Raw genomic sequence first — 26,821 nt, 5'->3', positions numbered from 1 at the left:
CCCTCATCCTTCACCGTTTGAGAGTCAGCATGATGAAAGAATTGAAAATCGCGACCAGCGCCAGCCTGGTCGCCACCATTGAGACGCTGCGTCAGATCGTGCGCGTAGAGCAGACGGACTACACCGACGTGGCGGCGGTGGTGGTGTCGGTCGCCGACGTGAACGCCGGCATTCTGGCGCGCTTGCAGGCGACGGGGTTCGACATCCCGACCTTTGTGGCGGTGGAAGGGGATGAGCATCTCTCGCCGGACTATCTGCCGTTCGTCAGTGGGGTCTTCGCGCTGCTGGCCGGCGCCAGCAAGCCGTTCTACATGGCGCAGCTGGAGGCCGCCGCCGACGCCTACGAGCAGGCGCTGCTGCCGCCGTTCTTCAAAACGCTGAAGACCTACGTCGAGATGGAAAATTCGACCTTCGCCTGCCCGGGGCACCAGGGCGGCGAGTTCTTCCGCAAGCACCCGGCCGGCCGGCAGTTCTTCGATTTCTACGGTGAAACCCTGTTCCGTTCCGACATGTGCAACGCCGACGTCAAGCTGGGCGATCTGCTGATCCACGAAGGATCGGCCAAGGATGCGCAAAAGCACGCGGCGCGGGTGTTCAACGCCGATAAAACCTATTTCGTGCTCAACGGCACCTCGGCGGCCAACAAGGTGGTGACCAACGCGCTGCTGACCCGTGGCGATCTGGTGCTGTTCGATCGCAACAACCACAAATCCAACCACCACGGCGCGCTGATCCAGGCCGGCGCCACGCCGGTCTATCTGGAAACCGCCCGCAACCCGTTCGGCTTTATCGGCGGCATCGACGCGCGCTGCTTCGACGAGCGCTACCTGCGCGAGCAGATCCGCGAAGTGGCGCCGGAGAAGGCGGCGGCGGCGCGGCCGTTCCGGCTGGCGATCATTCAGCTCGGCACCTACGACGGCACGATTTACAACGCTCGCCAGGTGATCGACACCATCGGCCATCTGTGCGACTACATCCTGTTCGACTCCGCCTGGGTGGGTTACGAAGGCTTTATTCCGATGCTGAAAGAGTGCTCGCCGCTGCTGCTGGAGCTGGACGAGCACGATCCGGGCATTTTCGTCACCCAGTCGGTGCATAAACAGCAGGCGGGGTTCTCGCAGACCTCGCAGATCCACAAGAAAGACGATCATATCAAAGGGCAAAAGCGCCACTGCAACCACAAGCACCTGAACAACGCGTTCATGCTGCATGCCTCGACCAGCCCGTTCTATCCGCTGTTCGCCGCGCTGGACGTCAACGCCAAGATGCATGCCGGCCCCGCCGGGCGCCGCATGTGGATGGACTGCGTCAAGCTGGGCATCGAGACCCGCAAACAGCTGCTCAAGCGCTGCTCGCAGCTGAAGCCGTTTATTCCGCAGCAGGTGGCGGGCAAAGACTGGCAGGATCACGATACTGACCTTATCGCCAACGACGCGCGCTTCTTCACCTTCGTGCCGGGGGAGACGTGGCACGGCTTCGAAGGCTATGCCCAGGATCAGTATTTGGTCGATCCGTGCAAGCTGCTGCTGACCACGCCGGGCATCGACGCCGCGACCGGCCAATACACCGAGTTCGGCGTGCCGGCCACCATTCTGGCCAACTTCCTGCGCGAGAACGGCATCGTGCCGGAGAAGTGCGATCTCAACTCGATCCTGTTCCTGCTGACCCCGGCGGAGAACCCGGCCAAGATGGAACAGCTGGTGGAGATGCTGGCGCAGTTCGAGCGCTATGTTGCAGAGGACGCGCCGCTGAGCGTGGTGCTGCCGACGGTGTACCGCAAGAACGAGCAGCGCTACCGCGGTTACAGCATTCGCCGGCTGTGTCAGGAGATGCACGATCTGTACGTCAGCTTCGACGTCAAACAGCTGCAAAAGGAGATGTTCCGCCAGGATCATTTCCCGCCGGTGGTGATGAACCCGCAGGACGCCAACGTGGAGTTTATCCGCGATAACGTCGAGCTGGTGCCGATCGGCCAGGCGGAAGGGCGCATCGCGGCGGAAGGCGCCTTGCCGTACCCGCCGGGCGTGCTGTGCGTGGTGCCGGGCGAAGTGTGGGGCGGCGCGGTGCAGCGCTATTTCCTGGCGCTGGAAGAGGGCATCAACCGCCTGCCGGGCTTCTCGCCGGAGCTGCAGGGGGTCTACATCGAGAAAAAAGATCACGGCTGGAAGCGCATTTTCGGCTATATGATCAAGTCATAGAAAAAGGGCCGGTTCGCACCGGCCCTTCTCATTTATCCACGCGGAACGCGTTACTTCCTGCGGTAGCTCTTCTGCGCGGTATTCACTTTCACCAGATAGCGGCGCGACTCGGCGGCCGGGTGCTTGGTGGTCAGCGTCTGATACACGTCGCCCGGCTGCATGGCGTTGATGATGCCCACCGCGCGCGTTCTGTCGCTGGAGAACACCCGCAGCACGCTGCCGGCGCCGCCGTTGTAGGCGGTGATCACCGCATAGCGGCGCGAGGTCGGGTTCTGAATGCCGCCCAGGTAGTTGTTCTGCAGGATCGCCAGGTAGGCGGTGCCGGTGTCGATGTTGTTCTCCGGATCGAACAGGTAGCTGCGGCTCGGGGTGCCCCACTTGCCGCGCATCTGGAACACATCCTTGCCGGCGGTGTGCTGCATCACCTGCATCAGGCCCAGCGCGTCCGAACCGCTCACCGCATACGGGTTGAAGCTCGATTCGGTCTGCATGATAGCCAGGATCAGCGACTCGTCCACGCCGTATTTTTCCGACGCCTTGCGCACCATCGGCAGGTATTTGTGCGCACGTTTGTCCAGGTGGTTCGGCACCAGTTGGATGGTGACCGAGTAGATCACGTGCAGGCCGGAGGTGCGTTTTTGCAGCTTGGTCTGCAGCAGGTAATCGGCGAAGTGCGCCGCGCGCCATTCCCAGCGGATCGGCGCGCCCTTGTTATCCAGCACCTGGCCGTACAGGAACGGCTCTTTGCTGATCTGGATATCGTTGGCGTCGGAATAGAGATCGATGGAGCCCGGATCGTCACCCATCAGCAGCGTGCTGATGATCGCCTGGCGCAGGTGCGCGGCCGGATCGGTGGTGGCGATGGTCTCGATGGTAATGGCGCCGGTGTCGAAGTTGATGTGGCTGCGGGTTTGGTATTGGTCGGTATATTTGACGTAGTCTTTCGGCCCGGCGATCAGAACTTCGTTCAGACCCCAGATGTTCTCGATGTTGTGGGCGAATTGGCCCATCAGAATGTCGAAGCCGTTGGTATCTTTGATCCAGGCTTCGTTGATATCTTCACTTTTTTTGCCGGAACAGGAGATCAGCAAAGGCGCTATTACGAGCAAAGCTAAAATTTTCTTCATCTTAAAGCCGTTTGGAAGAAGTATAAGAGGATTGAAGCGGGCCAGCGCCTGGCCCCAACAGCGTTATTCGCTCGGCGGCGTATAGCCTTCGATGTGCACGTCGTGCCCTTCGAACAGGAACTTGATCATTTCCTCTTCCAGCAGCTTGCGGTCGTCCACGTTCATCATGTTCAGCTTCTTCTCGTTGATCAGCATGGTCTGCTTCTTCATCCACTCGCCCCAGGCTTCCTTGGAGATCTCGTTGTAGATGCGCTTGCCGACGTCGCCGGGATAAAGCTGGAAGTCCTGGCCTTCGGCGTCGCGCTGCAGGAAAGTACAAAAAATGGTGCGGCTCATGCTAATTCCTCATCGATGGCGCTATCGCCATATAAGTTTTGTTGGATCGGGGGCTGCTTCGCCAACTGTTGCAACAGACGGTCTACCGGCGCCGCCAGCCCGACCGACGGCGGCTGCGCTAAGTTATACCAGAGACCCGCGCCCTCATCCATGCCGCTGCCCGCCGCGTCGAGCGACAGCCACATCGGCACGATATCGAGGTGGAAATGGCTGAACGTGTGGCGAAACGCGGTCAGCTGTTCCAGGCGCTTGCCTTTCAGACCGCGCTGCTGCAGCCAGAGTTCCAAATCGACGCGCGCGCTGAACTGCGGGAAGCAGAACAGACCGCCCCACAGCCCCACCGCCGGGCGCTGTTCCAGCCACACGCGCTCGCCGTGCTGCAGCAATAAGAAGTAGGCGGTTTTTTCCGGCAGGGTCTGTTTGGGTTTTTTGCCGGGGTAGTTGGCCCAGCTGTGATTGGCGTAAGACAGGCAGCCGACGTTGAGCGGGCAGAGTTCACACTTGGGCTTGGAGCGGGTGCAGACCATGGCGCCCAGATCCATCATCGCCTGGTTGAACTGGCCGACGCCCTGCGCCGGGGTGACCTCTTCGCTGATTTTCCACAGCCGGTTTTCGACCTCTTTCTTGCCCGGCCAGCCCTCCACCGCGTAGCAGCGGGCCAGCACGCGCTTCACGTTGCCGTCGAGGATCGGATAGTGTTGGCCCAGCGCCAACGACAGCACCGCGCCGGCGGTAGAGCGGCCGACGCCCGGTAAATCGGCGATTTCTGCGAAGGTTGTCGGGAACTCGCCGCCGTGCTGTGCGACAATGGTTTGTGCCGCCTTGTGCAGGTTGCGGGCGCGGGCGTAATAGCCGAGGCCGGTCCACAGATGCAGCACTTCGTCCAGCGGGGCCTCCGCCAGCGCGCGCACGTTGGGAAAACGGGCCATAAAGCGCTGAAAATAAGGAATGACGGTGGCAACCTGGGTCTGTTGCAACATCACCTCGGAGAGCCATACTTGATAGGCGGTTTTCTCCAGCTGCCACGGCAGGGTCTTGCGGCCGTAGCGCTGATACCAGTCAAGCACCACCTGTGCGAATTGTTGTGCTTGCATCATGAGCAGCGTCGTTATCCGGCAGAAAATGAAGCGAGATTGCAGCATAGAGTCATGGTGCTGTAAACCGGAACTTTCCGACGCCGCACGGCGGGTACAGAAGATGAACACTTGCTAAACCAATGTATCTTTGCATAATGCGCGTTTCCCTAATTGGCAGCCAAACAGACAGAAAGCACTATGATTAATGACGTCATCTCCCCGGAATTTGATGAGAACGGCCGCGCGATGCGCCGTATCCGCAGTTTTGTCCGCCGCCAGGGGCGGCTGACCAAAGGCCAGCAGCACGCGCTGGAGAACTATTGGCCGGTGATGGGCGTGGAGTATCAGGCTGACGCTGTCGATCTCGCCGCGCTGTTCGGCCGCGACGCGCCGACGGTGCTGGAGATCGGTTTTGGCATGGGCGCCTCGCTGGTGACCATGGCGGGCAACAACCCGCAGCAGAACTTTTTAGGGATTGAGGTGCACTCGCCGGGCGTGGGCGCCTGCCTGGCCGACGCCCACGAGGCGAAGCTGAGCAACCTGCGCGTGATGTGCCACGACGCGGTTGAGGTGCTGGAAAACATGATCCCGGACGGCTCGCTGGACATGGTGCAGCTGTTCTTCCCCGATCCGTGGCACAAGGCGCGTCACAACAAGCGCCGCATCGTGCAAACGCCGTTTGTCGAATTGGTGCTGCGCAAGCTGAAGACCGGCGGCGTCTTCCACATGGCCACCGATTGGCAACCTTATGCGGAACATATGTTAGAGGTTATGAACGGGGTCGCAGGCTACCGTAATCTTTCCAGCGATAATGATTACGTGCCGCGTCCGGATTCGCGCCCACTGACGAAATTTGAATTACGCGGCCAGCGCCTGGGACATGGCGTTTGGGACTTGATGTTTGAGAGGAAAGAATAATGGCTAAGAACCGCAGTCGTCGTTTACGTAAAAAGTTGCACATTGAAGAATTTCAGGAGCTGGGGTTCTCCGTAGCCTGGCGCTTCGCCGAAGGCACGTCGGTGGAAGACATCGACAGCACGCTGGATACCTTCATCGATGAAGTGATCGAGCCGAACGGCCTGGCGTTTGACGGCAGCGGCTACCTGCAGTGGGAAGGTCTGATCTGCCTGCAGAAGATCGGTCACTGCACCGACGAGCATCGCGAGCTGGTGAAAAACTGGCTGGAAGCGCGCAAACTGAGCGACGTTAAGGTCAGCGATCTGTTCGATATCTGGTGGGATTGATCGCGCTTGCCCGATGAGCGCGGCTTCGCGCCGCGCCGTTTTATTGATCTAAGGTGCCTTAACGGCGCCTTTGTTTTGCCCGGAGTGTGACCGAGGTGGTAACAACATTGGATAACGCGTTGCTGGAGGAGATCCTGCAACAGGTGCGCCCGCTGATTGGCCAGGGGAAAGTGGCCGACTACATCCCTGCGTTGGCGGAAGTGCCCGCCGATCGGCTGGCGATCGCCGTCTGCACGGTGGACGGCGAACTGTTCCAGGCCGGCGACGCCGCGGAGCGCTTCTCCATTCAGTCGATCTCCAAGGTGCTGAGCCTGACGCTGGCGCTGACGCGCTATCAGGAGCCTGAGATCTGGCGGCGCGTCGGCAAAGAGCCTTCCGGCCTGCCGTTCAACTCGCTGCTGCAGCTGGAGATGGAACAGGGCAAACCGCGCAATCCGTTTATCAACCCCGGCGCGCTGGTGGTGTGCGACATGCTGCAAACCCGGCTCAGCGCCCCCAAACAGCGGATGCTGGAGGTGGTGCGCCAGCTGGCCGGCGAAGACGACCTGGCCTATGACCTGCGGGTGGCGCGCTCCGAGTTCGAACACTCCGATCGCAATGCGGCCATCGCCTATCTGATGAAGTCGTTCGGCAACTTCGAGAACGACGTGATCACCGTCCTGCAAACCTATTTCCACTACTGCGCGTTGCGCATGAGCTGCGTGGAGCTGGCGCGCAGCTTCGTCTATCTGGCCAATCGCGGCCGCGATCTCAGCGGCGAGGCGGTGATCAGCCCGCTGCAGGCCCGGCAGATCAATGCTCTGATGATGACCAGCGGCATGTACGACGGCGCCGGCGAATTCGCCTATCGGGTGGGGATGCCGGGCAAGTCCGGCGTGGGCGGCGGCATCGTGGCCATCGTACCGGATGAGTTGTCGATCGTCGTCTGGTCGCCGGAGCTGGATGCTTCCGGCAACTCGCTGGCGGGAACTGCGGCGCTGGAACTGTTGTCTCAACGTATCGGTCGTTCGATTTTTTAATCCCAATCTGGATGGGAGTCAGGAGAAGCTATGTTGAAGAAAACCGGGTTAGCCTTACTGCTGCTGGCGGCGACTGCCGCGCAGGCCCACGCCGAGTACCAATGCAGCGTTAAACCCCAGGATGATGTGATCATCAGCCCGCAGAGCGTGCAGGTGAAAGGCGCCAGCGGCGACCTGCAAATTTCGCCGGATGGCGACGTGATCCGCAACGGCCAGGCGCTGAGCCTGAACGACAGCCAGCGGCAGAAAGCCTTCAGTTACCAGAGCGCGCTGCGCAAGCAGTTGCCGTGGATCGACGACGGCGCGCAGCAGCACCTGGAGAAAGCCCGCTCGTCTCTGGATAAGGTGATCGTCAAAGAGCTGGGCAGCAACAGCAACGTGCGCAACCGGCTGACCACCCTGAACGGCCAGCTGAAACAGCAGATGAACCGCATCATCGAACACCGCAGCGACGGCCTGACCTTCCACCACAAGGCGATTGACCAGGTGGAACAGGACGGCCGCAACATCGTGCAGCAGAGCATGGGCGGCGTGCTGCAGGACAGCCTGAACGAGATGGGCGTCAAACAGGCCGCCAACAGCGGCGGCAACCCGCTACAGGCGATCATGGGCAACCTGGGCGGCTTGCAGAAGGCGATCCAGAACGAATGGAACAACCAGGAGCAGGACTTCCAGAACTTCGGCCGCGACGTTTGCAACCGCGTCACCGCACTGGAAACCCAGCGCATGGATCTGCTGAAGGCGTTGAAGTAACGGATAGATATCGCATATCCATATCAGAGACGCTGAGGCTGAAGCGAAATCCTGGTTGATACCTATCAGGCATTGTTTTGGAGGCTTGGCATGAGTACGGCTAAACGCGTCAGCTTTGGGACGCGTTGGACGAGGATGTTTCCGTTGAGGGATTGCTGAAGGGGCGTGGCGACGTGACGCATCGCCCTCATAATGCCGCCTGAACATGAAAAAAAGCGCTGATTATTCAGCGCTTTTTTTTACTCGTCGTCCGCGAGGAACAGTTCCAGCAGCGAGTTGAGGAACAGTTTGCCCTTCTCGGTGATCTGCCAGTGCTCCGCGGTTTCTTCCAGATAGCCTTTGGCCAGCGCTTCGTCCAGCTGCGGGCGAATGACGCTTTCCGCCAGCCCGGTGTAGTTGACGAAGTCGGCGCGCGGCGCGGCTTCCAGCAGGCGGAAGCGGTTCATGAAGAATTCGAACGGCCGATCCGCCGCCGCCACCTCATGCTGCTTGTCCATGTAGTCGCCGCGCATAAAGCCGCGCGGGTGCTTGGTCTTGGCGGTGCGCAGAATGCGCCCGTCGCTGAAGGTCACCTTGCCGTGCGCGCCGCAGCCGATCCCCAGATAGTCGCCGAAGCGCCAGTAGTTGAGGTTGTGCTGGCATTGGTAGCCCGGTTTGGCGTAGGCCGAGGTTTCATACTGCTGATAGCCGGCGGCGCTCAGCAGCTGGTGGCCGCGTTCGAAGATGTCCCACAGCGCGTCGTCGTCCGGCAAGACCGGCGGGCGCGAGCTGAACAGGGTGTTCGGTTCGATGGTCAGCTGATACCACGACAGGTGCGGCGGATTGAGGGCGATAGCCTGGCGCAGATCGTCCAGCGCCTCTTCCAGCGACTGATCCGGCAGGCCGTGCATCAGATCGAGGTTGAAGCTGCGTAGGCCGAGGCCGGTCGCCAGCGTCGCCGCGCGCTTGGCCTCTTCCGGGCCGTGGATGCGCCCTAAGCGGGTCAGCTTCTCGGCGCTGAAGCTTTGCACCCCAATGGAGATGCGGTTGACGCCGGCGCACTGGTAGCCGCTGAAGCGATCGGCCTCCACGGTGCCGGGGTTGGCCTCCATGGTGATTTCGGCGTCGTCGGCGACGCGAATGCGCGCCCGCACGCCGTCCAGCAAGGCTTGCATCGCCTCGGCGCTCAGCAGGCTGGGGGTGCCGCCGCCGATGAAGATGGTGCTTATCTCCCGGCCGCCGGCCAGCGGCAGGTCGGCATCCAGATCCGCCAACAGATGATCGACATACTCCTGATGCGGCACGTCACCCTTCAGCGCATGGGAGTTGAAGTCGCAGTACGGGCATTTCTGCACGCACCACGGGATGTGGATGTAGAGACTCAGCGGGGGCAGCTTAAGCATTGCGCATGGCTTCCAACATCAGCTTCAACGCCTTGCCGCGGTGCGAAATCGCCCGCTTCTCGTCGCGGCTCAGCTCGGCGGCGGTGCGGCCCAGCTCCGGCACGTAGAAGACAGGATCGTAACCGAAACCGCCTTCGCCGGCGGCCTGCTCGGTGATTTCGCCGGCCCAGCTGCCGTGGAACACCAGCGGCGTCGGATCCTGCGCATGGCGCAGATAGACCAGCACGCAGTGGAATTGCGCGCCGCGCCGGCCCGGCGCCACATCTTTCAGCGCCGCCAGCAGCTTGTCGAGGTTCTGCCGATCGTCGGCGTCTTCACCGGCGTAGCGCGCGGAGTAGATGCCCGGCGCGCCTCCCAGCGCGTCTACCGCCAGGCCGGAGTCGTCGGCGATCGCCGGCAGGCCGGTAACCTGTGCCGCATGGCGCGCTTTCAGGATGGCGTTTTCGATAAACGTCAGGCCGGTCTCTTCGGCGGATTCCACGCCCAGATCGGTTTGCGCGACCACGTCCAGGCCGAAATCGGCCAACAGGTCGGCGAGTTCGCGCACTTTGCCCGGGTTACCGGTGGCAAGAACGACTTTTTGCATAATGACTACCTTGAAAATTATTCGATGAGCGCCGCGACCACGGCGGGGATCTGTTGCGGATTCACGATGCGTAACTGTTTATGCCGCCCCAGTTCGCCTTTCTCGATGGTGACGCTGCTTTTCGCCACTTTGAACTGCTTGGCGATAAACTTGATCAGATGGGCGTTGGCTTGGCCGTCGACCGGCGGGGCGGTGATGGCGACTTTCAGTTCGTCGCCATACAAGCCGATAATTTGGTCGCGGCTGGCTTTCGGCTGAATATATAGCCTGATCGCCAGCCCGTCCAGCACCGGAGTGACTGCACTCACAGCAGGAACCAGATCTCGCCGAACAGATCCATGCCCAGGTAATTGATCAGATAGAGGATCAGGATCACCACCATGGCGGAAAAGTCGATGCCGCCCATCGCCGGGATGATGCGACGGATCGGCGCCATCAAGGGTTCGGTGAGCTGGTACATTACATAGTCGATCGGGCTGCGGCCCTGGCTTATCCAACTCATCAGCGCACGAATGATCATCACCCAGAAGATCAGGTAGCCGGCAGACTTCACCAGCGAGATCAGGCCGAACAGCAGGTTATAGGGGCTGAGCGACATCGCGCCGCCCTGGATCAGCAGCAGCAGTGGGTACTTGATGGTCATCAGCAGGAACGCCAGCAGCAGTGAAGCGCTGTCGATGGGCCCCAGCGACGGGATGATGCGGCGCAGCGGGCCGACCACCGGCTGGGTGATCTTCACCACAAACTGCGAGAACGGGTTGTAAAAATCGGTGCGTGTCCACTGCATCCAAATGCGCAGCAACAGCACCATCACGTACAGATCAATAACGGTCTTGACCAGGAAAGTCAGCGTTAGCATGAAGTGGTCCTTCTCCTTAACTCATGGTTATTTAAAATAATTTTTCCATCTCTTGCGCGCGGGAAACGGCGGCCTGCATCGCTTGCGCCACGGTTTCCGGCAGCTGGCGTTCATTGAACACCCGCAGCGCTTCGGCGGTGGTGCCACCTTTGGAGGTCACCTGCTCGCGCAGCGTGCCCAGCGGCGTATCCGGGTTGGCTTCCACCAGCGCGGCGGCGCCGGAAGCGGCCTGCTGCACCAGATCGCGCGCGGTCTGGCTGTCGAAGCCCATACGTTCGGCCTCTTTTTGCATCGCCTCCATAAACAGGAAGAAATAGGCCGGGGCGCTGCCCGCGGCGGCGATCACGCCGTTGATGCCATTTTCGTCATCGACCCAGCAAACTTTACCGACCGACGCCATTAAATCGCCGGTGTAGTCGCGATCCTGCTGGCTGACCTGCGCCGGCGCGTACAACCCGCTCATGCCCTTGCCGACCAACGACGGGGTGTTGGGCATGATGCGCACGATGTCCAGCTTGTCGCCGAGCAGCTGATAGAAACGGCTGACCTGAATACCGGCGGCGATCGACAGCACCAGTTTGCCGCTGAAATCGACCTGCTCGCGCAGCGGTTGGCAAACGTCGGCCATCATCTGCGGTTTGACCGCCAGCACCACTACTTCGGCCGCGCGCGCGCAGGCGACGTTGTCGCCGCTGCTGACGATGCCATAGTCCGCCGCCAGCGCATCGCGGTTTTTCGCCGAAGGGGCGCAGACGCTGATGGATTTGGCCGGATAGCCGCCCGCCACCAGGCCGGCGATGATTGCACGCGCCATGTTGCCGGCGCCGATAAAGGTAATCTTGCGATGTTGCATCAAATCCCTCGTCTGTTTGTCAGGCCTGCGAGTAGTCGCGGGCGCCAAAAATTGCGGTGCCGATGCGCACCAGGGTGCTGCCAGCGGCGATCGCTGCCGCCATATCGTCCGTCATGCCCATCGACAGCGTATCGGCCTGCGGATAACGCTGACGCAGGGCGAGAAAGGCGTCGTTCATCTGGTTGAATACCGCCAGCTGCCGCTGATAATCCGCTTCCGGCGCCGGGATGGCCATCAGGCCGCGCAGCGTCAGGTTCGGCAGCGCAGCGATCGCTTCGGCCAGCGCTGGCAGTTCGCTTAACGCGATGCCGGATTTGCTTTGCTCGTCGCTGATGTTGATTTGAATCAGCACGTTGAGCGGCGGCATGCCGGCCGGGCGCTGATCGCTCAGGCGCTGGGCGATGCGCAGCCGATCTACGGTGTGGCACCAGGCGAAGTGTTCCGCCACCAGCCGACTCTTATTGGATTGCAGCGGGCCGATAAAGTGCCACACCAGCTCGCCGCCCTGCGGCGACTCGGCGAAATGCCGGATCTTGTCTACCCCTTCCTGCACGTAGTTCTCGCCGAAGGCGCGCTGGCCGGCGGCAATGGCTTCTTCGATCGCCGCCACAGGTTTGGTTTTGCTGACTGCAAGCAGGGCAACTTCTTCTGGCGCCCGCGCGCAGTTTTGCGCGGCGGCCGCGATGCGGTTTCTGACATCCTGCAGGTTCTGTTGGATAGTGCTCATTATTGACCCGGGAGAGTGATATGGATATCGATGAATTCGTGGCCCTTAGTGTAAAGCATAATGCTTCCGATCTGCACCTTTGTGCCGGCCATCCGCCGATGTTGCGCATCGACGGTGAACTGCAGCCGCTGGCGGCGGCGCCAACGCTGACGGCGCAAGGCGTGCAGGCCCTCTGCGACGGATTGCTGAATGCGCAGCAGCGCGAGAGCCTGCGGCGGCTGGGGCAGGTCGATCTGGCGCTGCACCGGCCGGGCGGGGAGCGGCTGCGGGCCAACGTTTTTCAGCAAAGCGCGGGGATGTCTCTCGCATTGCGGCGCATCGCCGGGCAGGCGCCCTCGCTTGCCGAGCTGGCGGCGCCGGCCATCGTCCCGGCGCTGCTGCGGCGCGACGACGGGCTTCTCCTGGTCACCGGCGCCACCGGCAGCGGCAAGTCCACCACGCTGGCGGCGATGATCGACGAGATCAACCGGCACCAGCCGCGGCACATTTTGACGCTGGAGGATCCGATCGAATTCCTGCACCGCAGCCGGCGTTCGCTGATCCAGCAGCGGGAGATCGGCCGCGACAGCCACAGCTTCGATGCGGCGTTGCGCGCCGCGCTGCGCGAAGATCCGGATGTGATCCTGCTGGGTGAGCTGCGCGATATCGCCACCATCCGGCTGGCGCTCACCGCGGCGGAGACCGGCCATCTGGTGCTGGCGACGTTGCACACCCGCAGCGCGCCGCAGGCGGTGGAACGGCTGGTGGACGTGTTTCCGACGGAAGAGAAACCCTATGTGCGCGCCCAGCTGGCCGGCAGCCTGCAGGCGGTGATCGCGCAAAAGCTGATGAGGCGGCCCGGCGGTGGGCGAGTGGCGATCTTTGAGGTGCTGACGGCGACGGCGGCGGTCAGCAACCTGATCCGCGAAGGGAAAACCCACCAGTTGGCGAGCGTGTTGCAAACCGGCGCGCAGTCCGGCATGCAAACCTTTGAGCAAGGTTTGCAGCAGCGGATCGACGCCGGCGTGTTGGGGGAGTGTGCGGGGGAGGGAACGGAGGGTTAACCCAGCTGCCGTTCGAACCAGCTTTCGAGGATCACCACCGCAGAGGCGGAATCCACGCTGCCTTTGTCGAGCGCGCGGAAGCCGCCGCGATCGAACAGGTTGGCGCGCGCTTCCACGGTGCTCAGGCGCTCGTCATGCAGATCGATTTGGATGCCGAAGCGGCCGTGCAGGCGGTTGGCGAACTTGCGCGCCTGGGCGGTCACGGGTTGTTCGGTGCCGTCCATGTTCAGCGGCAGGCCGACCACCACCAGATCCGGCTGCCACTCCTTCAGCAGCTTTTCGATTTTCAGCCAGTCCGGCGAGCCGTCCTGCGCTTTGAAGGCCGGTAGGGCGCGGGCGCTGCCGGTCAACTCCTGGCCGACGGCCGCGCCGATGCTTTTGGTGCCGAAGTCGAAGGCGATAATGGTGCGGTTGCTCATCAGGCGTGTCCTGCGTGGTTGGCGATGCTGCGAATGTCGATACCCAGAAGGTTCCCCGCCTCGCGCCAACGGCTGGCGATCGGCGTGCGGAACAGAATGTCGGTGTTGGCCTCGATGGTCAGCCAGGCGTTCTCCAACACCTCCTGCTCCAGCTGGCCCTTTTCCCAACCTGCATAACCCAGCGCCACCAGCACGTCGTCCGGTTGTTCCGGGGTGCCGAGCGTTTCCAGCACGTCTTTCGAGGTGGTGATCATGGTGTTGGGGGAAATTTGAATGCTGGCACCGAAGCCGTGGCGCGGCGTATGCAGGATAAACCCTCGATCGTCCGCCAGCGGGCCGCCGGCGAACACCGGCTTGTCCAGGCTGATGGCCGGATCGCGCGCAGGCGGCATGATCTTCAGCTTGCTCAGTACCGTGGCTACCGTGAACTGCTCCACCGGTTTATTGATCACCAAACCCATGGCGCCTTCTTCGTTGTGCTCGCAGACGTAAATCACCGAGCGCTTGAAGCGAGGATCCTGCAGGGTGGGCATGGCGATCAGAAAATGGTGCTGTAAATTCATGGCGTTAGTATAAGGTAATCAATGGGTGAGAAAATAAACAGCCGCCAGTATGCGGCTATACCCGCCGCCTTTCAAGCCGCGTGCAAAGGCGTGCTTTGGCGGGCGCGATGCAGGATAGCGGGCGGCAGGCCGCCCGCATGGCGCATTACTTCGCCGCCAGGCGCTTTTCAATCGCGTCCATCAGCATGCCGGTAATCGAGATCGGGAATGCCGCCTCAATTTCGCGCGCGCAGGTTGGGCTGGTCACGTTGATTTCGGTCAGGCGATCGCCGATCACGTCCAGGCCGACGAAGATCAGCCCTTTCTCTTTCAGCGTCGGGGCGACGGTGCGGGCGATTTTCCAGTCGCTCTCGCTCAGCGGGCGCGCTTCGCCACGGCCGCCGGCCGCCAGGTTGCCGCGGGTCTCACCCTGCGCCGGAATGCGCGCCAGGCAGTAAGGCACCGGCTCGCCGTCGACGACCAGGATGCGTTTGTCGCCGTCCTTGATCGCCGGCAGGAAGTTCTGCGCCATGCAGAAACGGCTGCCGTGTTCGGTCAGGGTTTCGATGATCACCGACAGGTTGGGATCGTCCTGCTTCACGCGGAAGATAGACGCGCCGCCCATGCCGTCCAGCGGCTTCAGGATGATGTCGCCGTGCTGCTGGTGGAATTTGCGGATGTGCGCGGCGCTGCGGCTGACCAGCGTGTCCGGCGTCAGCTCAGGGAACCAGGCGGTGAACAGCTTCTCGTTGCAGTCGCGCAGGCTCTGCGGCTTGTTGACCACCAGCGTGCCTTTGACCTCGGCGCGCTCCAGAATGTAGGTCGCGTAGATGTATTCGGTATCGAACGGCGGATCCTTGCGCATCAGGATCACGTCCAGATCGTGCAGCGCCAGATCCTGCTCGCTGCCGAAGCTGAACCAGTTCTCCTTGTCTTCCTTCACGCTCAGCAGGCGGGTGCGGGCGCGCCCGTCACCGGCGTGCAGATAGAGATCGTTCATCTCCATGTAGTGCAATTCGTAACCGCGGCGCTGCGCTTCGAGCAGCATGGCGAAGCTGGTGTCTTTCTTGATGTTGATGGAATCGATAGGATCCATCACGATGCCGAGCTTAATCATCTTTTCTCCTTTAACCCAGGTCGCCGAAGCGGACCTGCAGAGCGGTAATGGCGGTGAGCGCTGTGGTTTCGGTACGCAGCACGCGTGGCCCCAACAGAATATCAGTAAATCCGTGGCCGGTGGTCATGGCGATTTCGTCGGCGGACAAACCGCCTTCCGGGCCGATCAGCAGGCGGACGCGGTCTACCGGCTGCGGCAGGGTGTTGATGCTGTGGCTGGCGCGCGGATGCAGGTTGAGCTTCAGGCTGCCGTCTTGTTCGGCGCACCAGGCTTCCAGCGACATCGCCTCGCGGATTTCGGGAATGCGGTTGCGGCCGCACTGTTCGCAGGCGGCGATGGCGATCTTTTGCCATTGCTGGATTTTCTTCGCCAGACGCTCGCCGTCCAGTTTGACGCCGCAGCGCTCGGAAAACAGTGGGGTAATGACGTTGACGCCCAGCTCGATGGATTTCTGGATGGTGAACTCCATCTTCTCGCCGCGCGAGATCACCTGGCCCAGATGCAGGTTGAGCGGCGATTCGATGTCGTCCACGCGGCCGTCGCTGAGGCGCACCAGCACGCTCTTTTTGTCCACCCGGACTATCTCGGCGTCGAACACCTGGTTGCTGCCGTCGAACAGCTGCAGCGCCTGGCCGGCGCTCATGCGCAGCACGCGGCCGACGTGGTTGGCGGCGTCCTCGCTGAGGGCGATCTCCGCCCGATCGGTCAACGGCTGCGGATGGTAAATGCGGGGTATGCGCATGGGTAGTCTGATCCTGACGAAACGGCGCCGTGGGTTGGCGGCGCCATGAAAGATAAAGGCTATAGTAGGTTAGCTTTTCCGCTGCTGACAAGCCTGTTGAATATAGGGGTTGTGGTTGCCCTGCACCTTGGCGATACGTGCTTCACGCTGACATTCCCATTGGCTCACCGGATATTGCCGGTTCCACACCTCGAACAGCTGGGTTTGCTGGCGTGACAGCCGCAGCTGGTAGCGATCGCGCATGTAGAAGTAGGTGCGGGCGATGGCGCCGCGGGCGCGGGCGGGCGGCTCCGCCTGTTTATTCTTGAAGTCCACCTTCATCGGGCATTGCCCGTACTGGCCGGCGCCGCCGTTCCATTGGCTGTACATGAAATTATTGCGGTCGCCGTTCACTTCGCCGATCGCCGGCTGCAGGTTGTGCAGATCGGTTTCTATCTGGCGATAGGTGGCGTCCTTGTTGCAGTTTTTGCGCCCGCCGTCCTGCCAGCACTGCAGCTGGTGGCCGAACTGCCAGGCCGGCACCACGTGTTCCCACTCGATGCGCTGCGCGCGCTGGGCGTTTTTACGCACCTGATAGCCGCAGCCGGCGAGATCCGGGATGCCCTTCTTGCCTTGCCAATCAATGCGGCAGCCGCAGTAAAAGCTGCCCGGCGCATCCTGGTTAATCTTGGCCGCCGCCGCCTTGGCCTGAGAAAAATTATTGATGCCGTGCGCCTGTACGGCGCCTGCGGCGAAAACCGCGATAAACAAAATTCTGCGAAGCATATTCCAAAACAGCTCAAAATTGGAAAAGCAGGCAGGGTAACGGAACTTGCCGGCAGTGGCAAATGGCGATATTTGCTTGTTTTAACGTATAAATCGTTTAACTAAAGGTTCTCGCTAGCGAGAAATTTCAGTTTTTCGCCGCACCGGCGGCAGCGGTATTCGCTTTCGCCGCGCAGCACGCGATTATGGCGGCGGATGGTGAGCTGGTGCTGCCCGCAGCCGCAGCGATAGGGGAAGGTTTTGCTTTGCACCGAGGCGGTTTCGAAGCGGTGGGTGCGGCTGGCGGGGGTCAGCAGCACGCTTTCCATCATCCAGCGCCATTCGCGGCCGTGCGGCGCCACCCGGCCGAATTGGCGAAACACCAGCAGGTGCGCCAACTCGTGCGGCACCACTTCATCGATAAACGGCTGTTGGTTTTCCAGCAGCAGCACCGGATTCAGGCGGATTTCCCAGCTTTGCAGCCAGGCGGTGCCCGCGCTGGTGCCGCGTTGCTGATAGGCGATACTGGGTTCGGGGAACTCGACGGCAAAATGCCGGCGGGCCAGCTGCAGCTTTTCTCGCAGGCAGCGCATTACCGCTTGTTGCAGCGCGATGGGGATTCTCGGTTTGTTCATTGCGGCCTAGCTTAAGCAATGGCGCGGCGGCTGACAATACGCCCCGCGTAAATCGCATCCGGCGCTTTTTCGCCACATTGATAAGACGATCGCCGCCGATGGATTGTAATCAATGTGTTAACTGCGGGATAATAAAGCGTGCATGATGAGCCTGTACCCGCAGTTCTCACCGAGCAAGGTTGAAACGCCGCCTGTGGTAATCCCTTACGCAAAGAGCGGTTATTTTGCGATTTGGCGCAATAACTGACTGATTAAAAATACGTAAGGTGGAGGCAGTTTTTTGACAAGGCGCCGAGCCGTGCGCCGCAAGTGTGAATTTAACGCAGCTGATGTTGCAAGTGAGAGATCAATGTCGAATAAACCGTTCCACTATCAAGATCCGTTCCCGCTGAAGAAAGACGATACCGAATACTACCTGCTGAGCCGCGACCACGTTTCCGTGAGCGAATTTGAAGGCCAGGAAATTCTGAAAGTTGCCCCTGAAGCGTTAACCCTGCTTGCCCAGCATGCGTTCCACGACGCCTCGTTCATGCTGCGCCCGGCGCACCAGCAGCAGGTGGCCGATATCCTCAAAGATCCGGACGCCAGCGAAAACGACAAGTACGTTGCGCTGCAATTTCTGCGTAACTCAGAAATCGCCGCCAAGGGTATTTTACCGACCTGCCAGGACACCGGCACGGCGATCATCGTCGGCAAAAAGGGCCAGCGCGTCTGGACCGGCGGCGGCGATGAAGCCGCGCTGTCGCGCGGGGTGTACAACACCTACATCCAAGAGAATTTGCGCTATTCGCAGAACGCCGCGCTGGATATGTACAAAGAGGTCAACACCGGCAGCAACCTGCCGGCGCAGATCGATCTCTACAGCGTGGACGGTGAAGAGTATAAGTTCCTGTGCATCGCCAAGGGAGGCGGTTCCGCCAACAAAACCTATCTGTATCAGGAAACCAAGGCGCTGCTGTCGCCGGGCAAACTGAAAAATTACCTGGTCGACAAGATGCGCACGCTGGGCACCGCGGCTTGCCCGCCGTACCACGTGGCGTTCGTCATCGGCGGCACCTCGGCGGAAGCGACGCTGAAAACCGTCAAGCTGGCTTCGACCAAGTATTACGATGGTCTGCCGACCGAAGGCAACGAGCATGGCCAGGCGTTCCGCGATCTGGAACTTGAAGCGGAATTGCTGCAAGAAGCGCAGAACCTGGGTCTGGGCGCGCAGTTCGGCGGCAAATACTTCGCGCACGATATCCGAGTGGTGCGCCTGCCGCGCCACGGCGCGTCGTGCCCGGTCGGCATGGGCGTCTCCTGCTCCGCGGATCGCAACATCAAAGGCAAAATCAACCGCGACGGTATCTGGCTGGAAAAACTGGAGCACAATCCGGGGAAATTCATTCCTCAGGAGCTGCGCCAGGCCGGGGAGGGCGAGGCGATCAAGGTCGATCTCAACCGTCCGATGGCCGAGATCCTCAAACAGCTGTCGCAGTACCCGGTTTCCACCCGGCTGTCGCTGAGCGGCACCATCATCGTCGGCCGCGATATCGCGCACGCCAAGCTGAAAGAACGCCTGGATCGCGGTGAAGGCCTGCCGCAGTACGTCAAGGATCACCCGATCTACTACGCCGGCCCGGCCAAAACGCCGGAAGGCTACGCGTCCGGTTCGTTGGGGCCAACCACCGCCGGGCGTATGGACTCCTACGTCGATCTGCTGCAATCCCACGGCGGCAGCATGATCATGCTGGCGAAAGGCAACCGCAGCCAGCAGGTAACGGATGCCTGCCACAAGCACGGCGGTTTCTATCTCGGCAGCATCGGCGGCCCGGCGGCGGTGCTGGCGCAGCAGAGCATCAAGAGCCTGGAGTGCGTGGAGTACCCTGAGCTGGGCATGGAAGCGATCTGGAAAATCGAGGTGGAAGATTTCCCGGCGTTTATCCTGGTGGATGACAAAGGCAATGACTTCTTCCAGAAGATCCAGGCCGGTCAGTGCTCCAGCTGCCTGAAATAAGCGCGGCCCCCTTCGCCGCCTGCGGGCGGTGAAGGGGATTGTGTAAAGTCCTGTAGCCTGCTGGACGGCGAGTTTTAACCTGTATACCCTACGCGGACAGCACTAAAATTCGACTGATGGAATATCGGCAACAGAAGGCTCGGCAAGCACATGAGTACGCAGGAAAGTCATATCAAGGAATTGCTGGTCTGGATTGAGGATAATCTGACCAATCCGCTGTCGTTGGATATCGTTTCCGCCAAGTCAGGCTATACGAAATGGTATCTGCAGCGCATGTTCAAGAAGCAGACCGGATTATCGTTAGCTTCGTATATCCGCGCTCGCCGCCTCTATCTTGCCGCCTTCGCCTTGCGTTTCACGCAGAAGAGCATCCTCGATATCTCGGTCGAATACCAATTCGATAACCAGCAGACGTTCTCGCGCTGTTTCAAGAAACACTTCGCCGAATCGCCCAGCGTCTATCGCCATGCCCGCAAGCAGGACTTCAGCAATCTGGTGCGTTCGCTGGCGGCCAGCCAGCCGGGCGATATTCAGGTCGAACGCGTCAGCATCGCCAGCGGGCAATACGCCTTTCACGGCAAGCAGTACGCTTATCACCTGGATATCGAGAAGCTGGACAAGTCGCACCTGCCGCAGCGCAGCGCGCTGCGGGCGCAGTTCTATACCTTATTGGGCGAGCGCCCGATGCAAACCTATTCGTTTACCCAACTGGTGCCGGACGGCGAGCGGGTCAGGGTCGACTATACCCTGGGCGTGACGACGGAATACCCGCTGCGCGAAGGCGTGGTGCTGGAGCCGTTGCCGGAGATCCACGGCGAGTTTTGCCGTTTTCGCTATTCCGGCAAGCCGGTGGCGCTCAATGACCACATCATTCAAATCTACACGCAGGTGCTGCCCGAAATGGGGCTGGCCCGCGGTGACGGGCCGGACATTACGGTGTTCAGCTATTCGCTGAGCGGGAAAGAGGAGCTGCATCTGGAGTTGCAGCATCTGGTGCCGGTGGTGCCGCTGCATTGAGCCCGTCGGCGGCCGGCAGCCGGTTTTTTTGCTGCACGATCGCCGCCATCACCGCCAGGGCGATCTCCGCCGGGGTTTTGCTGCCCAGCGGCAGGCCGATCGGCGCATGGATGCGTTCCAGCTCCTGCGGGGTGAATTCGGCAATCTGCTGCAAACGCTGGCGCCGCCGCGCGCTGTTTCTGAGCGAGCCCATGGCGCCGATGTAAAACGCCGGGGTGTGGATCGCTTCCATCAGCGTCAGGTCGTCCATGCGCGGATCGTGGGTCAGCGCCACGACGGCGGTATTGGCGTGGCAACCCCCTTCCTCAATGAATTTGGCCGGAAACTGACGCAGCAACGTCACGCCCGGTTTCAGCTCGGCGGCAAAGTTATCCAGCGCCTCCGGGCGGTTCTCGCACACCAGCACCTCAAACCCCAACGCCACGGCGAAATCGGCGCAGTACAGCGCCACGCTGGACAGCCCGGCGATCAGCAGGCGCGGCGCGGCCGCGATGTGCAGGGTGATCTGCTCGAGCCGGCGTTCGACCTGGGTGGCGCTGGTGAAGTGGCTCTGCTCGAGGCTGTGGCAGGCGTTGGGCAGCGTCAGGCGTTTGATCAACGCGTGATGCCCTTCCAGCGCGCCGGCGATGCGCCGCAGGTAAGCGATGCTGGCTTCACTCGCCGGCAGGTATTCGATCAGCACGTCCAGCACGCCGCCGCAGGGCAGCGCCACGTTGGGCGTCATGCCGCCTTCGCCGTAGCGGATCACCTGGCTGGCCGCCTGATACTCCCCGGCGGCCACGCGGCGCAAAAAATCCTCCTCCACGCAGCCGCCCGACAGCGAGCCGCTGTAGCGGCCGTCGCGGGTCGCCGCCATCAGCGCGCCCGGCGAGCGCGGCGAAGAGCCGTAGGTGCTGAGCACGGTACATAACCAGACCGGCTGTTGCTGCAGCCAGCTTATCGCCTGGCTGACCACGGTGACGTCAAGATGTTGCATAGGTGAATTTACTCGCTGGCCGGGAGTTGCGATGGAAGATCAATATCCTGCACGACGCCGGGGTGCTCAAGCGGCAGCAGGTGCACTGCCGCGCCTTGCAGCAGTTCACGCGCGCCATTATCGCCGCGCAGTTGGCAAAGGGGTTTGCGCAATAGAGCGGAAAAGCCGACCGGATGACCGGGCTGTTGCGCATAGCAGGGGCGCACGATCGCGTGCTGCCGTAAGGCATCCGCCACCTGCCGGAAAACATCGGCGCCGACGAACGGCATATCGGCCAGGTGAATCAGCCAGCCCTGCCAGTGCGGCGTGGCCGCAACGCCCGCGGCGATCGAGTCGCCGAGGCCCGCGCTGGCGAGCAGGGTGACCGGCACCTGGTTGGCGGCGCAGGCGGCCAGCACCGGCAGATTATCCGGCCGGGTCACCACCTGTACCGGCAGGCCGGAGGCCAGCGCCTGGCGCAGGGTGTGTTCGAACAGCGATCGCCGCTCGCCCGCCGCATCGGCAAATCCGGCGTTCAGTTTGTTGCCCCGGCCGCCGGCCTGAATAAAGCGCTCCCCGCGTCCGGCGGCGGTAATGACAATGCCCGTGGTCATGGTTGAAGTCCGCGTTTGCGCAAATTATTTATTAGCCTACAAACTACCTGTGTTTTGTAAATGTTTTTTTGTTGAAAACAGTCTGTTAATCATCACATAATTTTAGTTATAAGCATATGCTTATGACGTCTACGGCAAGGTCGTCAGCGTTTGCGCAACAACACCGCGAACAAAAACCAATTACAAGAAAGACGTGAAGGACTTATTTATGAGCAATTTCAACCCGTCGCGGCGCCGCTTTATCAAAGGCGCCGTGATTGCGGGGGTGTCCGTGTACCTCGCGCCCCTGTACAGCCGCGCCTACGCCGCGCTGTTCGAGCAAAAAATCCTCCAGTCACCCAACTGGGATCCGCAGACCAAACGCGTCCGTTTCCGTATCGATGGCCGCGCCAAGGTCATGGGGCAGAAAGTGTTCGCGCGCGATATCCGCGCGGTGGACATGCCGCACTGGCCGCAGAAACAGGCGCACGCCTTCATTCTTCGCGTCACTAAAGCCGACCGGCTGTTCGAGGGCGTCGATCTGTCGCTGCTGGGGGACGACCTGCAGCCGGATCGCCTGGTGACGGCGGAAGATCTGGCGCGCGACGGCCTGGCCTTCCCGGCGTTCTACGGCGACGACATGCTGCTGCCGAGCGGCAAAACCCCGGCCTATCTCGGCCAGGCGGTGGCGATACTGATCTATCACGACTTCGCCCGTTTCCGCTTCGCCAAGGACAAGCTGAAATTCCGTGAGGAAACCATCAAATACGGCGCGGTCACCGGCCCGCTGGAGCGCGATCCCTGGGGCAGCTTCCGCTATGTGCGGGTGGGGGGCGATCAACCGTTCGACGACGATCGCTTCTCCAGCCTGAAGGACACGCCGATCTTCCCGGTGTCGATGAAAAAACACCTGCCGGTGTGGCCGGAAGGGCGCGAGGGCGGCAAGCTGGATCAGGAAGGCATGCGCTATGCGGGCCTGATCGCCGACGAGATGGCCAATCCGCCGGCCGATTGGCTGGTGATGTCGCGCCGCTACACCACGCAGTCGATCGACACCTCGGCGCTGGAGCCGGACAACGCCAACGGCTGGTTCGACGCCGAGACGCAAACGCTGCATCTGGTGGTGCCGACCCAGTCGCCGCAGGAAGTGGCCGACGAGATGCCGCGCATGCTGGCCAAGCGCAACCCGCCGGTGAAACAGCTGATCCTGCACCCGTGCTACACCGTGGGCTACGGCTCGAAAGATCACTACAACTTCCCGTATTACGGCGCGGTGGCGGCGATGTACGGCGACGGCCACCCGGTGCGCCTGGCCAACGATCGCTTCGAGCAGTTCCAGACGGCGCTGAAGCGCCACGCGTTCGACATGAATTACCGCATCGCGGTGAATAAGCAGACCGGCGTCATGCAGTCGTTCCTCGGCGACATGACCGCGGACGGCGGCGGCCGCAGCAACTTTACCCCTTCGGTGGTGATGGTCGGCGCGACCGCCGCGCAGTCGATTTACTACTTCCCGAAAAGCGATCTGTCGTCCGTCGGGCTGGCCTCACGCGCCATCGACGCCGGCTCGGCGCGCGGTTATGGCACGCTGCAGAGCATGGCCGCCACCGAGATGATGGTGGATGAGCTGGCCGCCGAGCTGAAGATCGACCCGATCGAGTTCCGCCTGCGCAACGTGCTGAAATCCGGCATGAAAAACACCCAGGGGGCGATCCCGGCCGGTGCGATCCGCGCCGATGAAGTGCTGGAGAAGGCGGCGAAGCATGAGATGTGGCTCAAGCGCGCCGAACGCAAGGCCGAGTTTGAGAGCCGCCATCCCGGCAAGCGCTATGGCGTTGGCTTCGGCTGCGTGCAGAAAGACTTCGGCACCGGGGCGGAAACCTCGTTCGCCCGGGTGGAGCTGAGCGAAGACGGCCGCATCACGCTGCATCACAGCGGCGCGGAGATGGGTACCGGCATGTCGACCTCGCAGTCGGTGCTGTGCGCACAGTGGCTGGGCAAACCGGCCGACGAAGCGCATTTCTCGGTCACCGACTGGTCGGTGCTGCCGATGGTCACCAGCGGCGATCCCTACCTGATGTCGCAGGAGGAGCAGGACAAGCTGCAAACCAACCCTAACTGGACGCCGAGCTACTGTTCGCCGTCCAGCGCCAGCAACTCGGCCTATTACTTCTCGCACAGCACCCGCGAAGCGGCGCGCCTGATCTTCGATCACGGCATCTGGCCGGCGGCGATGGCGCTGTGGCAGGCCGGCATCGGCGGCGGCCAGGCGGCGCCGCTGGTGGTGCGGCGTGAAGATGCGCGTTGGGTCGAAGGCGGCCTGACGGCGGCGGGCATGTCGGTGCTGAGCCTCGAGCTGCTGGCCAAGACGGCTTATCAGATGGGCGGCGTCACCGGCGCGGCGGTGCACGTTTTCAACCGCTGGCAGTGGGCGGAGGCCGATTTCACGCTGAGCGGCAAAAGCGAACGCCTGCCGATCGACGGCATGGCGCTGCGCAACGCCGGCGGCGAATTCAAACCGCTGGCGCGTGAGCAGGTCTACTACCCGCCAACCCAGCGCAACAATGCGGCGGTGACCTACTACAGCGCCGTTGGCACGCTGGCGGAAGTGGCGGTGGATATCGCCACCGGCCAGGTGGAATTGCTGAATCACCATTCGATCATGGAGTGCGGCAACCTGATCGTGCCGGAACTGGTTTCCGGCCAGCTGCAGGGCGGGCTGGCGATGGGGATCGGCCATGCGCTGCACGAATATTTACCGCTGTACGAAGACGGGCCGGGCAACGGCACCTGGAACTTCAACCGTTACCACCTGCCCCGCGCCAGCGATGTGGCGGTGTGGAAGCAGAGCGGCGACATCCTGCCGGCGCTGTCGGAAACCGATCCGCCGAAAGGCATGGCGGAGGTGGTGATGATCCCGATTGTGGCCGCGCTGGTCAACGCCATCGCCGACGCCACCGGCCACCGTTTCCGTGATTTGCCCGTTCGTGCAGAAAATATTCGTGAGGTATTACAATGAGCATTAAAACCCAGCCGATCTCCCTGACCATCAACCAGAAGCAATACGGCCCAATCGAGGTGCCGGAAGGCCTGATGATGATCGATTTCCTGCACGAATACCTTGACCTGACCGGCTCGCGCCTCGGCTGCGGGCAGGGCATTTGCCACGCCTGCGTGGCGATCGTCGATCACCCGAGCGGCACCAGTGAAGAGGTGCGCACCTGCATCACCGGCGCGCATTTCTTCAACGGCAAGAAAGTGCGTACCGTCGAAGGCCACGCCAAGGTGGACGAGCAGGGCGAGGTGGTTGAACTGTCGCCGATCCAGCAGGCGTTTCTGGAGCACTACAGCTTCCAGTGCGGCTATTGCACGCCGGGCTTCGTCAACGCCGCCACCATTTTCGTGGAAAAGCTCAAGCGTGAGCCTATCGTTCGTGAGCAGTTGGAAAGCGCCATCGAGCAGGCGCTGGACAGCCACATCTGCCGCTGCACCGGCTATGTGCGTTACTACGAAGCGGTGCGCGACGTGGTGCTGAAAACGCCGGGCCTGCTGAAGGAGACGGCGCAATGAAAAAACGTCTCGCAGTATTGATTGTGCTGGTGGCGATCGTGGTGATTGCGCTGCTGTGGTGGCGGGAAAACCGCCGTTACGACGGCCCGGTGCAGCAGGTGACCGCCGGCGCCGAACAGATCGCCCGCGGCCGCTATCTGGCGCAGGCCGCCGACTGCGCCGCCTGTCATACCGCCAGCGGCGGGGCGCCGCTGGCCGGCGGCTATCCGCTGGAAACGCCGTTCGGCACGATTTACGGCAGCAATCTGACGCCGTCGGCCGACCACGGCATCGGGCGCTGGACCAGGGACGACTTCTTCCTGGCGCTGACGCAGGGCGTGGCGCCGGGCGGGCGACACCTGTACCCGGCGATGCCTTACACCTCGTACAAGGGCATGTCACGTCAGGACGCCGACGACATCTACGCTTACCTGATGACGCGCCCGGCGGTGGACGTGGCCATTCCGGCCAACGAGATGCCGTTCCCGTTCAACCAGCGCATGGCGCTGATCGGCTGGAACCTGCTGTTCCGCAGCCTGGATCCGCTGCCGGCCAGTTCGCAGGGCAGCTCGCCGCAATGGCAGCGCGGCCGCTATCTGGCCGACGTGCTGGGCCACTGTGGCGAATGCCACACGCCGCGCGGCGCGCTGGGGCAGATGGATCTCGCCAAGCCGATGCAGGGCGGCGATCTCGGCCGCTTCATGGCGCCGGACATTACGCCGCACGGCCTGGCGCAGCGCGGCTGGACGCCGCAGGACGTCAGCCGCTTCCTCAGCACCGGCCTCGCGCCGCAGGGGGCCGCCTTCAGCGAGATGCACATGGTGGTGGATCTCAGCACCCGGCATTTAACGCCGGAAGACCATCAGGCGCTGGCGCTGTATCTGATGGGCGAGCAGCCGCCGGCGGCTGTGCCGGTGAAAATGGGCCAGGGCAGTGATGCCGGGCGCATGGCCTATCTGGATCAGTGCGCCGGCTGCCACGCGCGCGAAGGCGAGGGCAAACCGCACGTCGCACCGGCGATGCGCGATAACGCCACGCTGCGCCAGGTGGACGGCAAGAACCTGATCGTGTCGGTGCTGGACGGCCTGCCGGCTCAGCAGTTCCCGAACGGCGAAAGCATGCAGAGCATGCCGGGCTTCGGCGAACGGCTGAGCGATGCCGACGTGGCGGAGCTGGTGAATTATCTGCGCGTGACCTGGGGCGGCTTGCCGGCGGACATCACCGCCGAACAGGTGAAAGCGCTGCGCAAGTAAGCGGCGTTCAGGCGAAAAAAATGGCCCGCATCTGCGGGCCATTTTATTGCGCGGTC

The 26,821-nt window shown here is 62.0% G+C and carries 28 protein-coding genes and 1 pseudogene; 12 read left to right on the top strand and 17 right to left on the bottom strand.

Going from position 1 to position 26,821, the window contains the following annotated elements; translation table 11 throughout:
- Window positions 1–32 precede the first annotated feature (32 nt).
- Window positions 33–2,198 carry an ornithine decarboxylase SpeF gene (speF, locus tag SSARUM2_RS20665; protein WP_033654703.1) on the top strand — a complete coding sequence of 722 codons (2,166 nt, stop codon included), beginning with the start codon at window positions 33–35 and terminating at the stop codon, window positions 2,196–2,198.
- Window positions 2,199–2,248: 50 nt separating this feature from the next.
- Here the strand turns inward: speF and mltC are convergent, their stop codons facing one another.
- From mltC to mutY, 3 genes are all read right to left on the bottom strand, one after another.
- The gene (gene mltC, locus SSARUM2_RS20660; protein WP_060453169.1) at window positions 2,249–3,325 is read right to left on the bottom strand and encodes a membrane-bound lytic murein transglycosylase MltC; all 1,077 of its coding nucleotides are present in this window, start codon (window positions 3,323–3,325) and stop codon (window positions 2,249–2,251) included.
- A 63-nt stretch (window positions 3,326–3,388) separates the two neighbouring features.
- A complete protein-coding gene (locus SSARUM2_RS20655; protein WP_004937404.1) occupies window positions 3,389–3,661 on the bottom strand; it encodes an oxidative damage protection protein in 273 nt (90 codons plus the stop codon).
- A complete protein-coding gene (gene mutY, locus SSARUM2_RS20650; RefSeq protein WP_223182207.1) occupies window positions 3,658–4,758 on the bottom strand; it encodes an A/G-specific adenine glycosylase in 1,101 nt (366 codons plus the stop codon). The genes SSARUM2_RS20655 and mutY overlap by 4 nt, the downstream gene beginning before the upstream one ends.
- A 177-nt stretch (window positions 4,759–4,935) precedes the next feature.
- On the opposite strand from mutY, the gene trmB reads away from it, so the two are divergent.
- The 5 genes and pseudogenes from trmB to SSARUM2_RS20625 form a co-directional block, all read left to right on the top strand.
- Window positions 4,936–5,655, top strand: a complete 720-nt coding sequence (gene trmB, locus SSARUM2_RS20645) for a tRNA (guanosine(46)-N7)-methyltransferase TrmB (RefSeq protein ID WP_033654659.1) — start codon at window positions 4,936–4,938, stop codon at window positions 5,653–5,655.
- Window positions 5,655–5,981, top strand: a complete 327-nt coding sequence (locus SSARUM2_RS20640) for a YggL family protein (protein WP_025304256.1) — start codon at window positions 5,655–5,657, stop codon at window positions 5,979–5,981. The genes trmB and SSARUM2_RS20640 overlap by 1 nt, the downstream gene beginning before the upstream one ends.
- Before the next feature lie 95 nt (window positions 5,982–6,076).
- On the top strand, window positions 6,077–7,000 hold the full coding sequence (gene glsB, locus SSARUM2_RS20635) for a glutaminase B (protein ID WP_039567907.1): 924 nt from the start codon (window positions 6,077–6,079) through the stop codon (window positions 6,998–7,000).
- 30 nt (window positions 7,001–7,030) lie between these two features.
- Window positions 7,031–7,753 carry a DUF2884 domain-containing protein gene (locus SSARUM2_RS20630; protein ID WP_041036679.1) on the top strand — a complete coding sequence of 241 codons (723 nt, stop codon included), beginning with the start codon at window positions 7,031–7,033 and terminating at the stop codon, window positions 7,751–7,753.
- Between the two features lie 116 nt (window positions 7,754–7,869).
- Window positions 7,870–7,956, top strand: a pseudogene (locus SSARUM2_RS20625) (DUF2442 domain-containing protein); the annotation flags it as partial.
- 36 nt (window positions 7,957–7,992) lie between these two features.
- Here SSARUM2_RS20625 and hemW read toward each other — a convergent pair.
- Genes hemW through SSARUM2_RS20595 form a run of 6 tightly spaced genes read right to left on the bottom strand, consistent with a single transcriptional unit; the run spans window position 7,993 to window position 12,160 of the window.
- Window positions 7,993–9,135 (bottom strand): radical SAM family heme chaperone HemW, encoded by a 1,143-nt coding sequence (hemW, locus tag SSARUM2_RS20620; protein ID WP_041036677.1) that lies wholly within the window; start codon window positions 9,133–9,135, stop codon window positions 7,993–7,995.
- Window positions 9,128–9,721: an XTP/dITP diphosphatase gene (locus SSARUM2_RS20615; protein WP_033635946.1), complete on the bottom strand. Its 594-nt coding sequence runs from the start codon at window positions 9,719–9,721 to the stop codon at window positions 9,128–9,130. The genes hemW and SSARUM2_RS20615 overlap by 8 nt, the downstream gene beginning before the upstream one ends.
- Before the next feature lie 17 nt (window positions 9,722–9,738).
- On the bottom strand, window positions 9,739–10,029 hold the full coding sequence (gene yggU, locus SSARUM2_RS20610) for a DUF167 family protein YggU (RefSeq protein ID WP_049235392.1): 291 nt from the start codon (window positions 10,027–10,029) through the stop codon (window positions 9,739–9,741).
- The gene (locus tag SSARUM2_RS20605) at window positions 10,026–10,580 is read right to left on the bottom strand and encodes a YggT family protein (protein ID WP_033635944.1); all 555 of its coding nucleotides are present in this window, start codon (window positions 10,578–10,580) and stop codon (window positions 10,026–10,028) included. The genes yggU and SSARUM2_RS20605 overlap by 4 nt, the downstream gene beginning before the upstream one ends.
- 31 nt (window positions 10,581–10,611) lie before the next feature.
- Entirely contained in the window at window positions 10,612–11,433 is an 822-nt protein-coding gene (gene proC, locus SSARUM2_RS20600; RefSeq protein ID WP_033635943.1) for a pyrroline-5-carboxylate reductase, read from the bottom strand.
- A gap of 19 nt (window positions 11,434–11,452) precedes the next feature.
- Entirely contained in the window at window positions 11,453–12,160 is a 708-nt protein-coding gene (locus SSARUM2_RS20595) for a YggS family pyridoxal phosphate-dependent enzyme (protein WP_033649587.1), read from the bottom strand.
- A 20-nt stretch (window positions 12,161–12,180) separates the two neighbouring features.
- Between SSARUM2_RS20595 and SSARUM2_RS20590 the strand changes: the two genes are divergently transcribed.
- Window positions 12,181–13,203, top strand: coding sequence for a type IV pilus twitching motility protein PilT (locus tag SSARUM2_RS20590; RefSeq protein WP_060439204.1), 1,023 nt, complete (start codon window positions 12,181–12,183; stop codon window positions 13,201–13,203).
- On the opposite strand, the gene ruvX is transcribed toward SSARUM2_RS20590, so the two are convergent.
- The 6 genes from ruvX to SSARUM2_RS20560 all read right to left on the bottom strand — a co-directional run bounded on the left by ruvX (window position 13,200) and on the right by SSARUM2_RS20560 (window position 17,402).
- A complete protein-coding gene (gene ruvX, locus SSARUM2_RS20585; RefSeq protein ID WP_015379046.1) occupies window positions 13,200–13,622 on the bottom strand; it encodes a Holliday junction resolvase RuvX in 423 nt (140 codons plus the stop codon). The genes SSARUM2_RS20590 and ruvX overlap by 4 nt on opposite strands.
- On the bottom strand, window positions 13,622–14,185 hold the full coding sequence (locus tag SSARUM2_RS20580) for a YqgE/AlgH family protein (RefSeq protein ID WP_033635940.1): 564 nt from the start codon (window positions 14,183–14,185) through the stop codon (window positions 13,622–13,624). The genes ruvX and SSARUM2_RS20580 overlap by 1 nt, the downstream gene beginning before the upstream one ends.
- 145 nt (window positions 14,186–14,330) lie before the next feature.
- Window positions 14,331–15,281 carry a glutathione synthase gene (gene gshB / locus SSARUM2_RS20575; protein ID WP_033635939.1) on the bottom strand — a complete coding sequence of 317 codons (951 nt, stop codon included), beginning with the start codon at window positions 15,279–15,281 and terminating at the stop codon, window positions 14,331–14,333.
- A 10-nt stretch (window positions 15,282–15,291) separates the two neighbouring features.
- Window positions 15,292–16,023: a 16S rRNA (uracil(1498)-N(3))-methyltransferase gene (gene rsmE, locus SSARUM2_RS20570; protein WP_033649590.1), complete on the bottom strand. Its 732-nt coding sequence runs from the start codon at window positions 16,021–16,023 to the stop codon at window positions 15,292–15,294.
- Window positions 16,024–16,092: 69 nt separating this feature from the next.
- Window positions 16,093–16,788: a deoxyribonuclease I gene (gene endA, locus SSARUM2_RS20565; RefSeq protein WP_033649591.1), complete on the bottom strand. Its 696-nt coding sequence runs from the start codon at window positions 16,786–16,788 to the stop codon at window positions 16,093–16,095.
- A 101-nt stretch (window positions 16,789–16,889) separates the two neighbouring features.
- Window positions 16,890–17,402 carry a SprT family zinc-dependent metalloprotease gene (locus SSARUM2_RS20560; protein WP_033649592.1) on the bottom strand — a complete coding sequence of 171 codons (513 nt, stop codon included), beginning with the start codon at window positions 17,400–17,402 and terminating at the stop codon, window positions 16,890–16,892.
- Between the two features lie 349 nt (window positions 17,403–17,751).
- On the opposite strand from SSARUM2_RS20560, the gene fumA reads away from it, so the two are divergent.
- Both fumA and SSARUM2_RS20550 read left to right on the top strand, forming a co-directional pair.
- Window positions 17,752–19,398 carry a class I fumarate hydratase FumA gene (gene fumA, locus SSARUM2_RS20555; RefSeq protein WP_033649593.1) on the top strand — a complete coding sequence of 549 codons (1,647 nt, stop codon included), beginning with the start codon at window positions 17,752–17,754 and terminating at the stop codon, window positions 19,396–19,398.
- Window positions 19,399–19,548: 150 nt separating this feature from the next.
- The gene (locus SSARUM2_RS20550) at window positions 19,549–20,415 is read left to right on the top strand and encodes a helix-turn-helix domain-containing protein (RefSeq protein ID WP_039567215.1); all 867 of its coding nucleotides are present in this window, start codon (window positions 19,549–19,551) and stop codon (window positions 20,413–20,415) included.
- Here SSARUM2_RS20550 and SSARUM2_RS20545 read toward each other — a convergent pair.
- Window positions 20,339–21,391 carry an XdhC family protein gene (locus SSARUM2_RS20545; RefSeq protein WP_049213495.1) on the bottom strand — a complete coding sequence of 351 codons (1,053 nt, stop codon included), beginning with the start codon at window positions 21,389–21,391 and terminating at the stop codon, window positions 20,339–20,341. The two genes, SSARUM2_RS20550 and SSARUM2_RS20545, sit on opposite strands and share 77 nt — an antisense overlap.
- An 8-nt stretch (window positions 21,392–21,399) precedes the next feature.
- Entirely contained in the window at window positions 21,400–21,984 is a 585-nt protein-coding gene (locus tag SSARUM2_RS20540) for a nucleotidyltransferase family protein (RefSeq protein WP_060439203.1), read from the bottom strand.
- A 208-nt stretch (window positions 21,985–22,192) separates the two neighbouring features.
- On the opposite strand from SSARUM2_RS20540, the gene SSARUM2_RS20535 reads away from it, so the two are divergent.
- Genes SSARUM2_RS20535 through SSARUM2_RS20525 form a run of 3 tightly spaced genes read left to right on the top strand, consistent with a single transcriptional unit; the run spans window position 22,193 to window position 26,765 of the window.
- A complete protein-coding gene (locus SSARUM2_RS20535; protein WP_049235390.1) occupies window positions 22,193–24,982 on the top strand; it encodes a molybdopterin cofactor-binding domain-containing protein in 2,790 nt (929 codons plus the stop codon).
- Window positions 24,979–25,533 (top strand): (2Fe-2S)-binding protein, encoded by a 555-nt coding sequence (locus tag SSARUM2_RS20530; protein WP_060439202.1) that lies wholly within the window; start codon window positions 24,979–24,981, stop codon window positions 25,531–25,533. Before SSARUM2_RS20535 ends, SSARUM2_RS20530 begins: the two co-directional genes overlap by 4 nt.
- On the top strand, window positions 25,530–26,765 hold the full coding sequence (locus SSARUM2_RS20525) for a cytochrome c (RefSeq protein ID WP_060453167.1): 1,236 nt from the start codon (window positions 25,530–25,532) through the stop codon (window positions 26,763–26,765). Before SSARUM2_RS20530 ends, SSARUM2_RS20525 begins: the two co-directional genes overlap by 4 nt.
- Window positions 26,766–26,821 lie beyond the last annotated feature (56 nt).

The organism is Serratia sp. K-E0102 (genome assembly GCF_029962625.1).
Lineage (GTDB): Bacteria > Pseudomonadota > Gammaproteobacteria > Enterobacterales > Enterobacteriaceae > Serratia > Serratia sarumanii.
Note: the sequence above shows the minus strand (reverse complement) of the source record. Positions and strands in the feature narration are given on the sequence as shown.

Excerpts from the sequence above, each read along its gene's own strand:
- speF (WP_033654703.1), top strand. The coding sequence starts at position 33 with ATGAAAGAATTGAAAATCGCGACCAGCGCCAGCCTGGTCGCCACCATT.
- mltC (WP_060453169.1), bottom strand. The coding sequence starts at position 3,325 with ATGAAGAAAATTTTAGCTTTGCTCGTAATAGCGCCTTTGCTGATCTCC.
- SSARUM2_RS20655 (WP_004937404.1), bottom strand. The coding sequence starts at position 3,661 with ATGAGCCGCACCATTTTTTGTACTTTCCTGCAGCGCGACGCCGAAGGC.
- mutY (WP_223182207.1), bottom strand. The coding sequence starts at position 4,758 with ATGATGCAAGCACAACAATTCGCACAGGTGGTGCTTGACTGGTATCAG.
- trmB (WP_033654659.1), top strand. The coding sequence starts at position 4,936 with ATGATTAATGACGTCATCTCCCCGGAATTTGATGAGAACGGCCGCGCG.
- SSARUM2_RS20640 (WP_025304256.1), top strand. The coding sequence starts at position 5,655 with ATGGCTAAGAACCGCAGTCGTCGTTTACGTAAAAAGTTGCACATTGAA.
- SSARUM2_RS20630 (WP_041036679.1), top strand. The coding sequence starts at position 7,031 with ATGTTGAAGAAAACCGGGTTAGCCTTACTGCTGCTGGCGGCGACTGCC.
- hemW (WP_041036677.1), bottom strand. The coding sequence starts at position 9,135 with ATGCTTAAGCTGCCCCCGCTGAGTCTCTACATCCACATCCCGTGGTGC.
- SSARUM2_RS20615 (WP_033635946.1), bottom strand. The coding sequence starts at position 9,721 with ATGCAAAAAGTCGTTCTTGCCACCGGTAACCCGGGCAAAGTGCGCGAA.
- SSARUM2_RS20605 (WP_033635944.1), bottom strand. The coding sequence starts at position 10,580 with ATGCTAACGCTGACTTTCCTGGTCAAGACCGTTATTGATCTGTACGTG.
- proC (WP_033635943.1), bottom strand. The coding sequence starts at position 11,433 with ATGCAACATCGCAAGATTACCTTTATCGGCGCCGGCAACATGGCGCGT.
- SSARUM2_RS20595 (WP_033649587.1), bottom strand. The coding sequence starts at position 12,160 with ATGAGCACTATCCAACAGAACCTGCAGGATGTCAGAAACCGCATCGCG.
- SSARUM2_RS20590 (WP_060439204.1), top strand. The coding sequence starts at position 12,181 with ATGGATATCGATGAATTCGTGGCCCTTAGTGTAAAGCATAATGCTTCC.
- ruvX (WP_015379046.1), bottom strand. The coding sequence starts at position 13,622 with ATGAGCAACCGCACCATTATCGCCTTCGACTTCGGCACCAAAAGCATC.
- SSARUM2_RS20580 (WP_033635940.1), bottom strand. The coding sequence starts at position 14,185 with ATGAATTTACAGCACCATTTTCTGATCGCCATGCCCACCCTGCAGGAT.
- gshB (WP_033635939.1), bottom strand. The coding sequence starts at position 15,281 with ATGATTAAGCTCGGCATCGTGATGGATCCTATCGATTCCATCAACATC.
- rsmE (WP_033649590.1), bottom strand. The coding sequence starts at position 16,023 with ATGCGCATACCCCGCATTTACCATCCGCAGCCGTTGACCGATCGGGCG.
- endA (WP_033649591.1), bottom strand. The coding sequence starts at position 16,788 with ATGCTTCGCAGAATTTTGTTTATCGCGGTTTTCGCCGCAGGCGCCGTA.
- SSARUM2_RS20560 (WP_033649592.1), bottom strand. The coding sequence starts at position 17,402 with ATGAACAAACCGAGAATCCCCATCGCGCTGCAACAAGCGGTAATGCGC.
- fumA (WP_033649593.1), top strand. The coding sequence starts at position 17,752 with ATGTCGAATAAACCGTTCCACTATCAAGATCCGTTCCCGCTGAAGAAA.
- SSARUM2_RS20550 (WP_039567215.1), top strand. The coding sequence starts at position 19,549 with ATGAGTACGCAGGAAAGTCATATCAAGGAATTGCTGGTCTGGATTGAG.
- SSARUM2_RS20545 (WP_049213495.1), bottom strand. The coding sequence starts at position 21,391 with ATGCAACATCTTGACGTCACCGTGGTCAGCCAGGCGATAAGCTGGCTG.
- SSARUM2_RS20540 (WP_060439203.1), bottom strand. The coding sequence starts at position 21,984 with ATGACCACGGGCATTGTCATTACCGCCGCCGGACGCGGGGAGCGCTTT.
- SSARUM2_RS20535 (WP_049235390.1), top strand. The coding sequence starts at position 22,193 with ATGAGCAATTTCAACCCGTCGCGGCGCCGCTTTATCAAAGGCGCCGTG.
- SSARUM2_RS20530 (WP_060439202.1), top strand. The coding sequence starts at position 24,979 with ATGAGCATTAAAACCCAGCCGATCTCCCTGACCATCAACCAGAAGCAA.
- SSARUM2_RS20525 (WP_060453167.1), top strand. The coding sequence starts at position 25,530 with ATGAAAAAACGTCTCGCAGTATTGATTGTGCTGGTGGCGATCGTGGTG.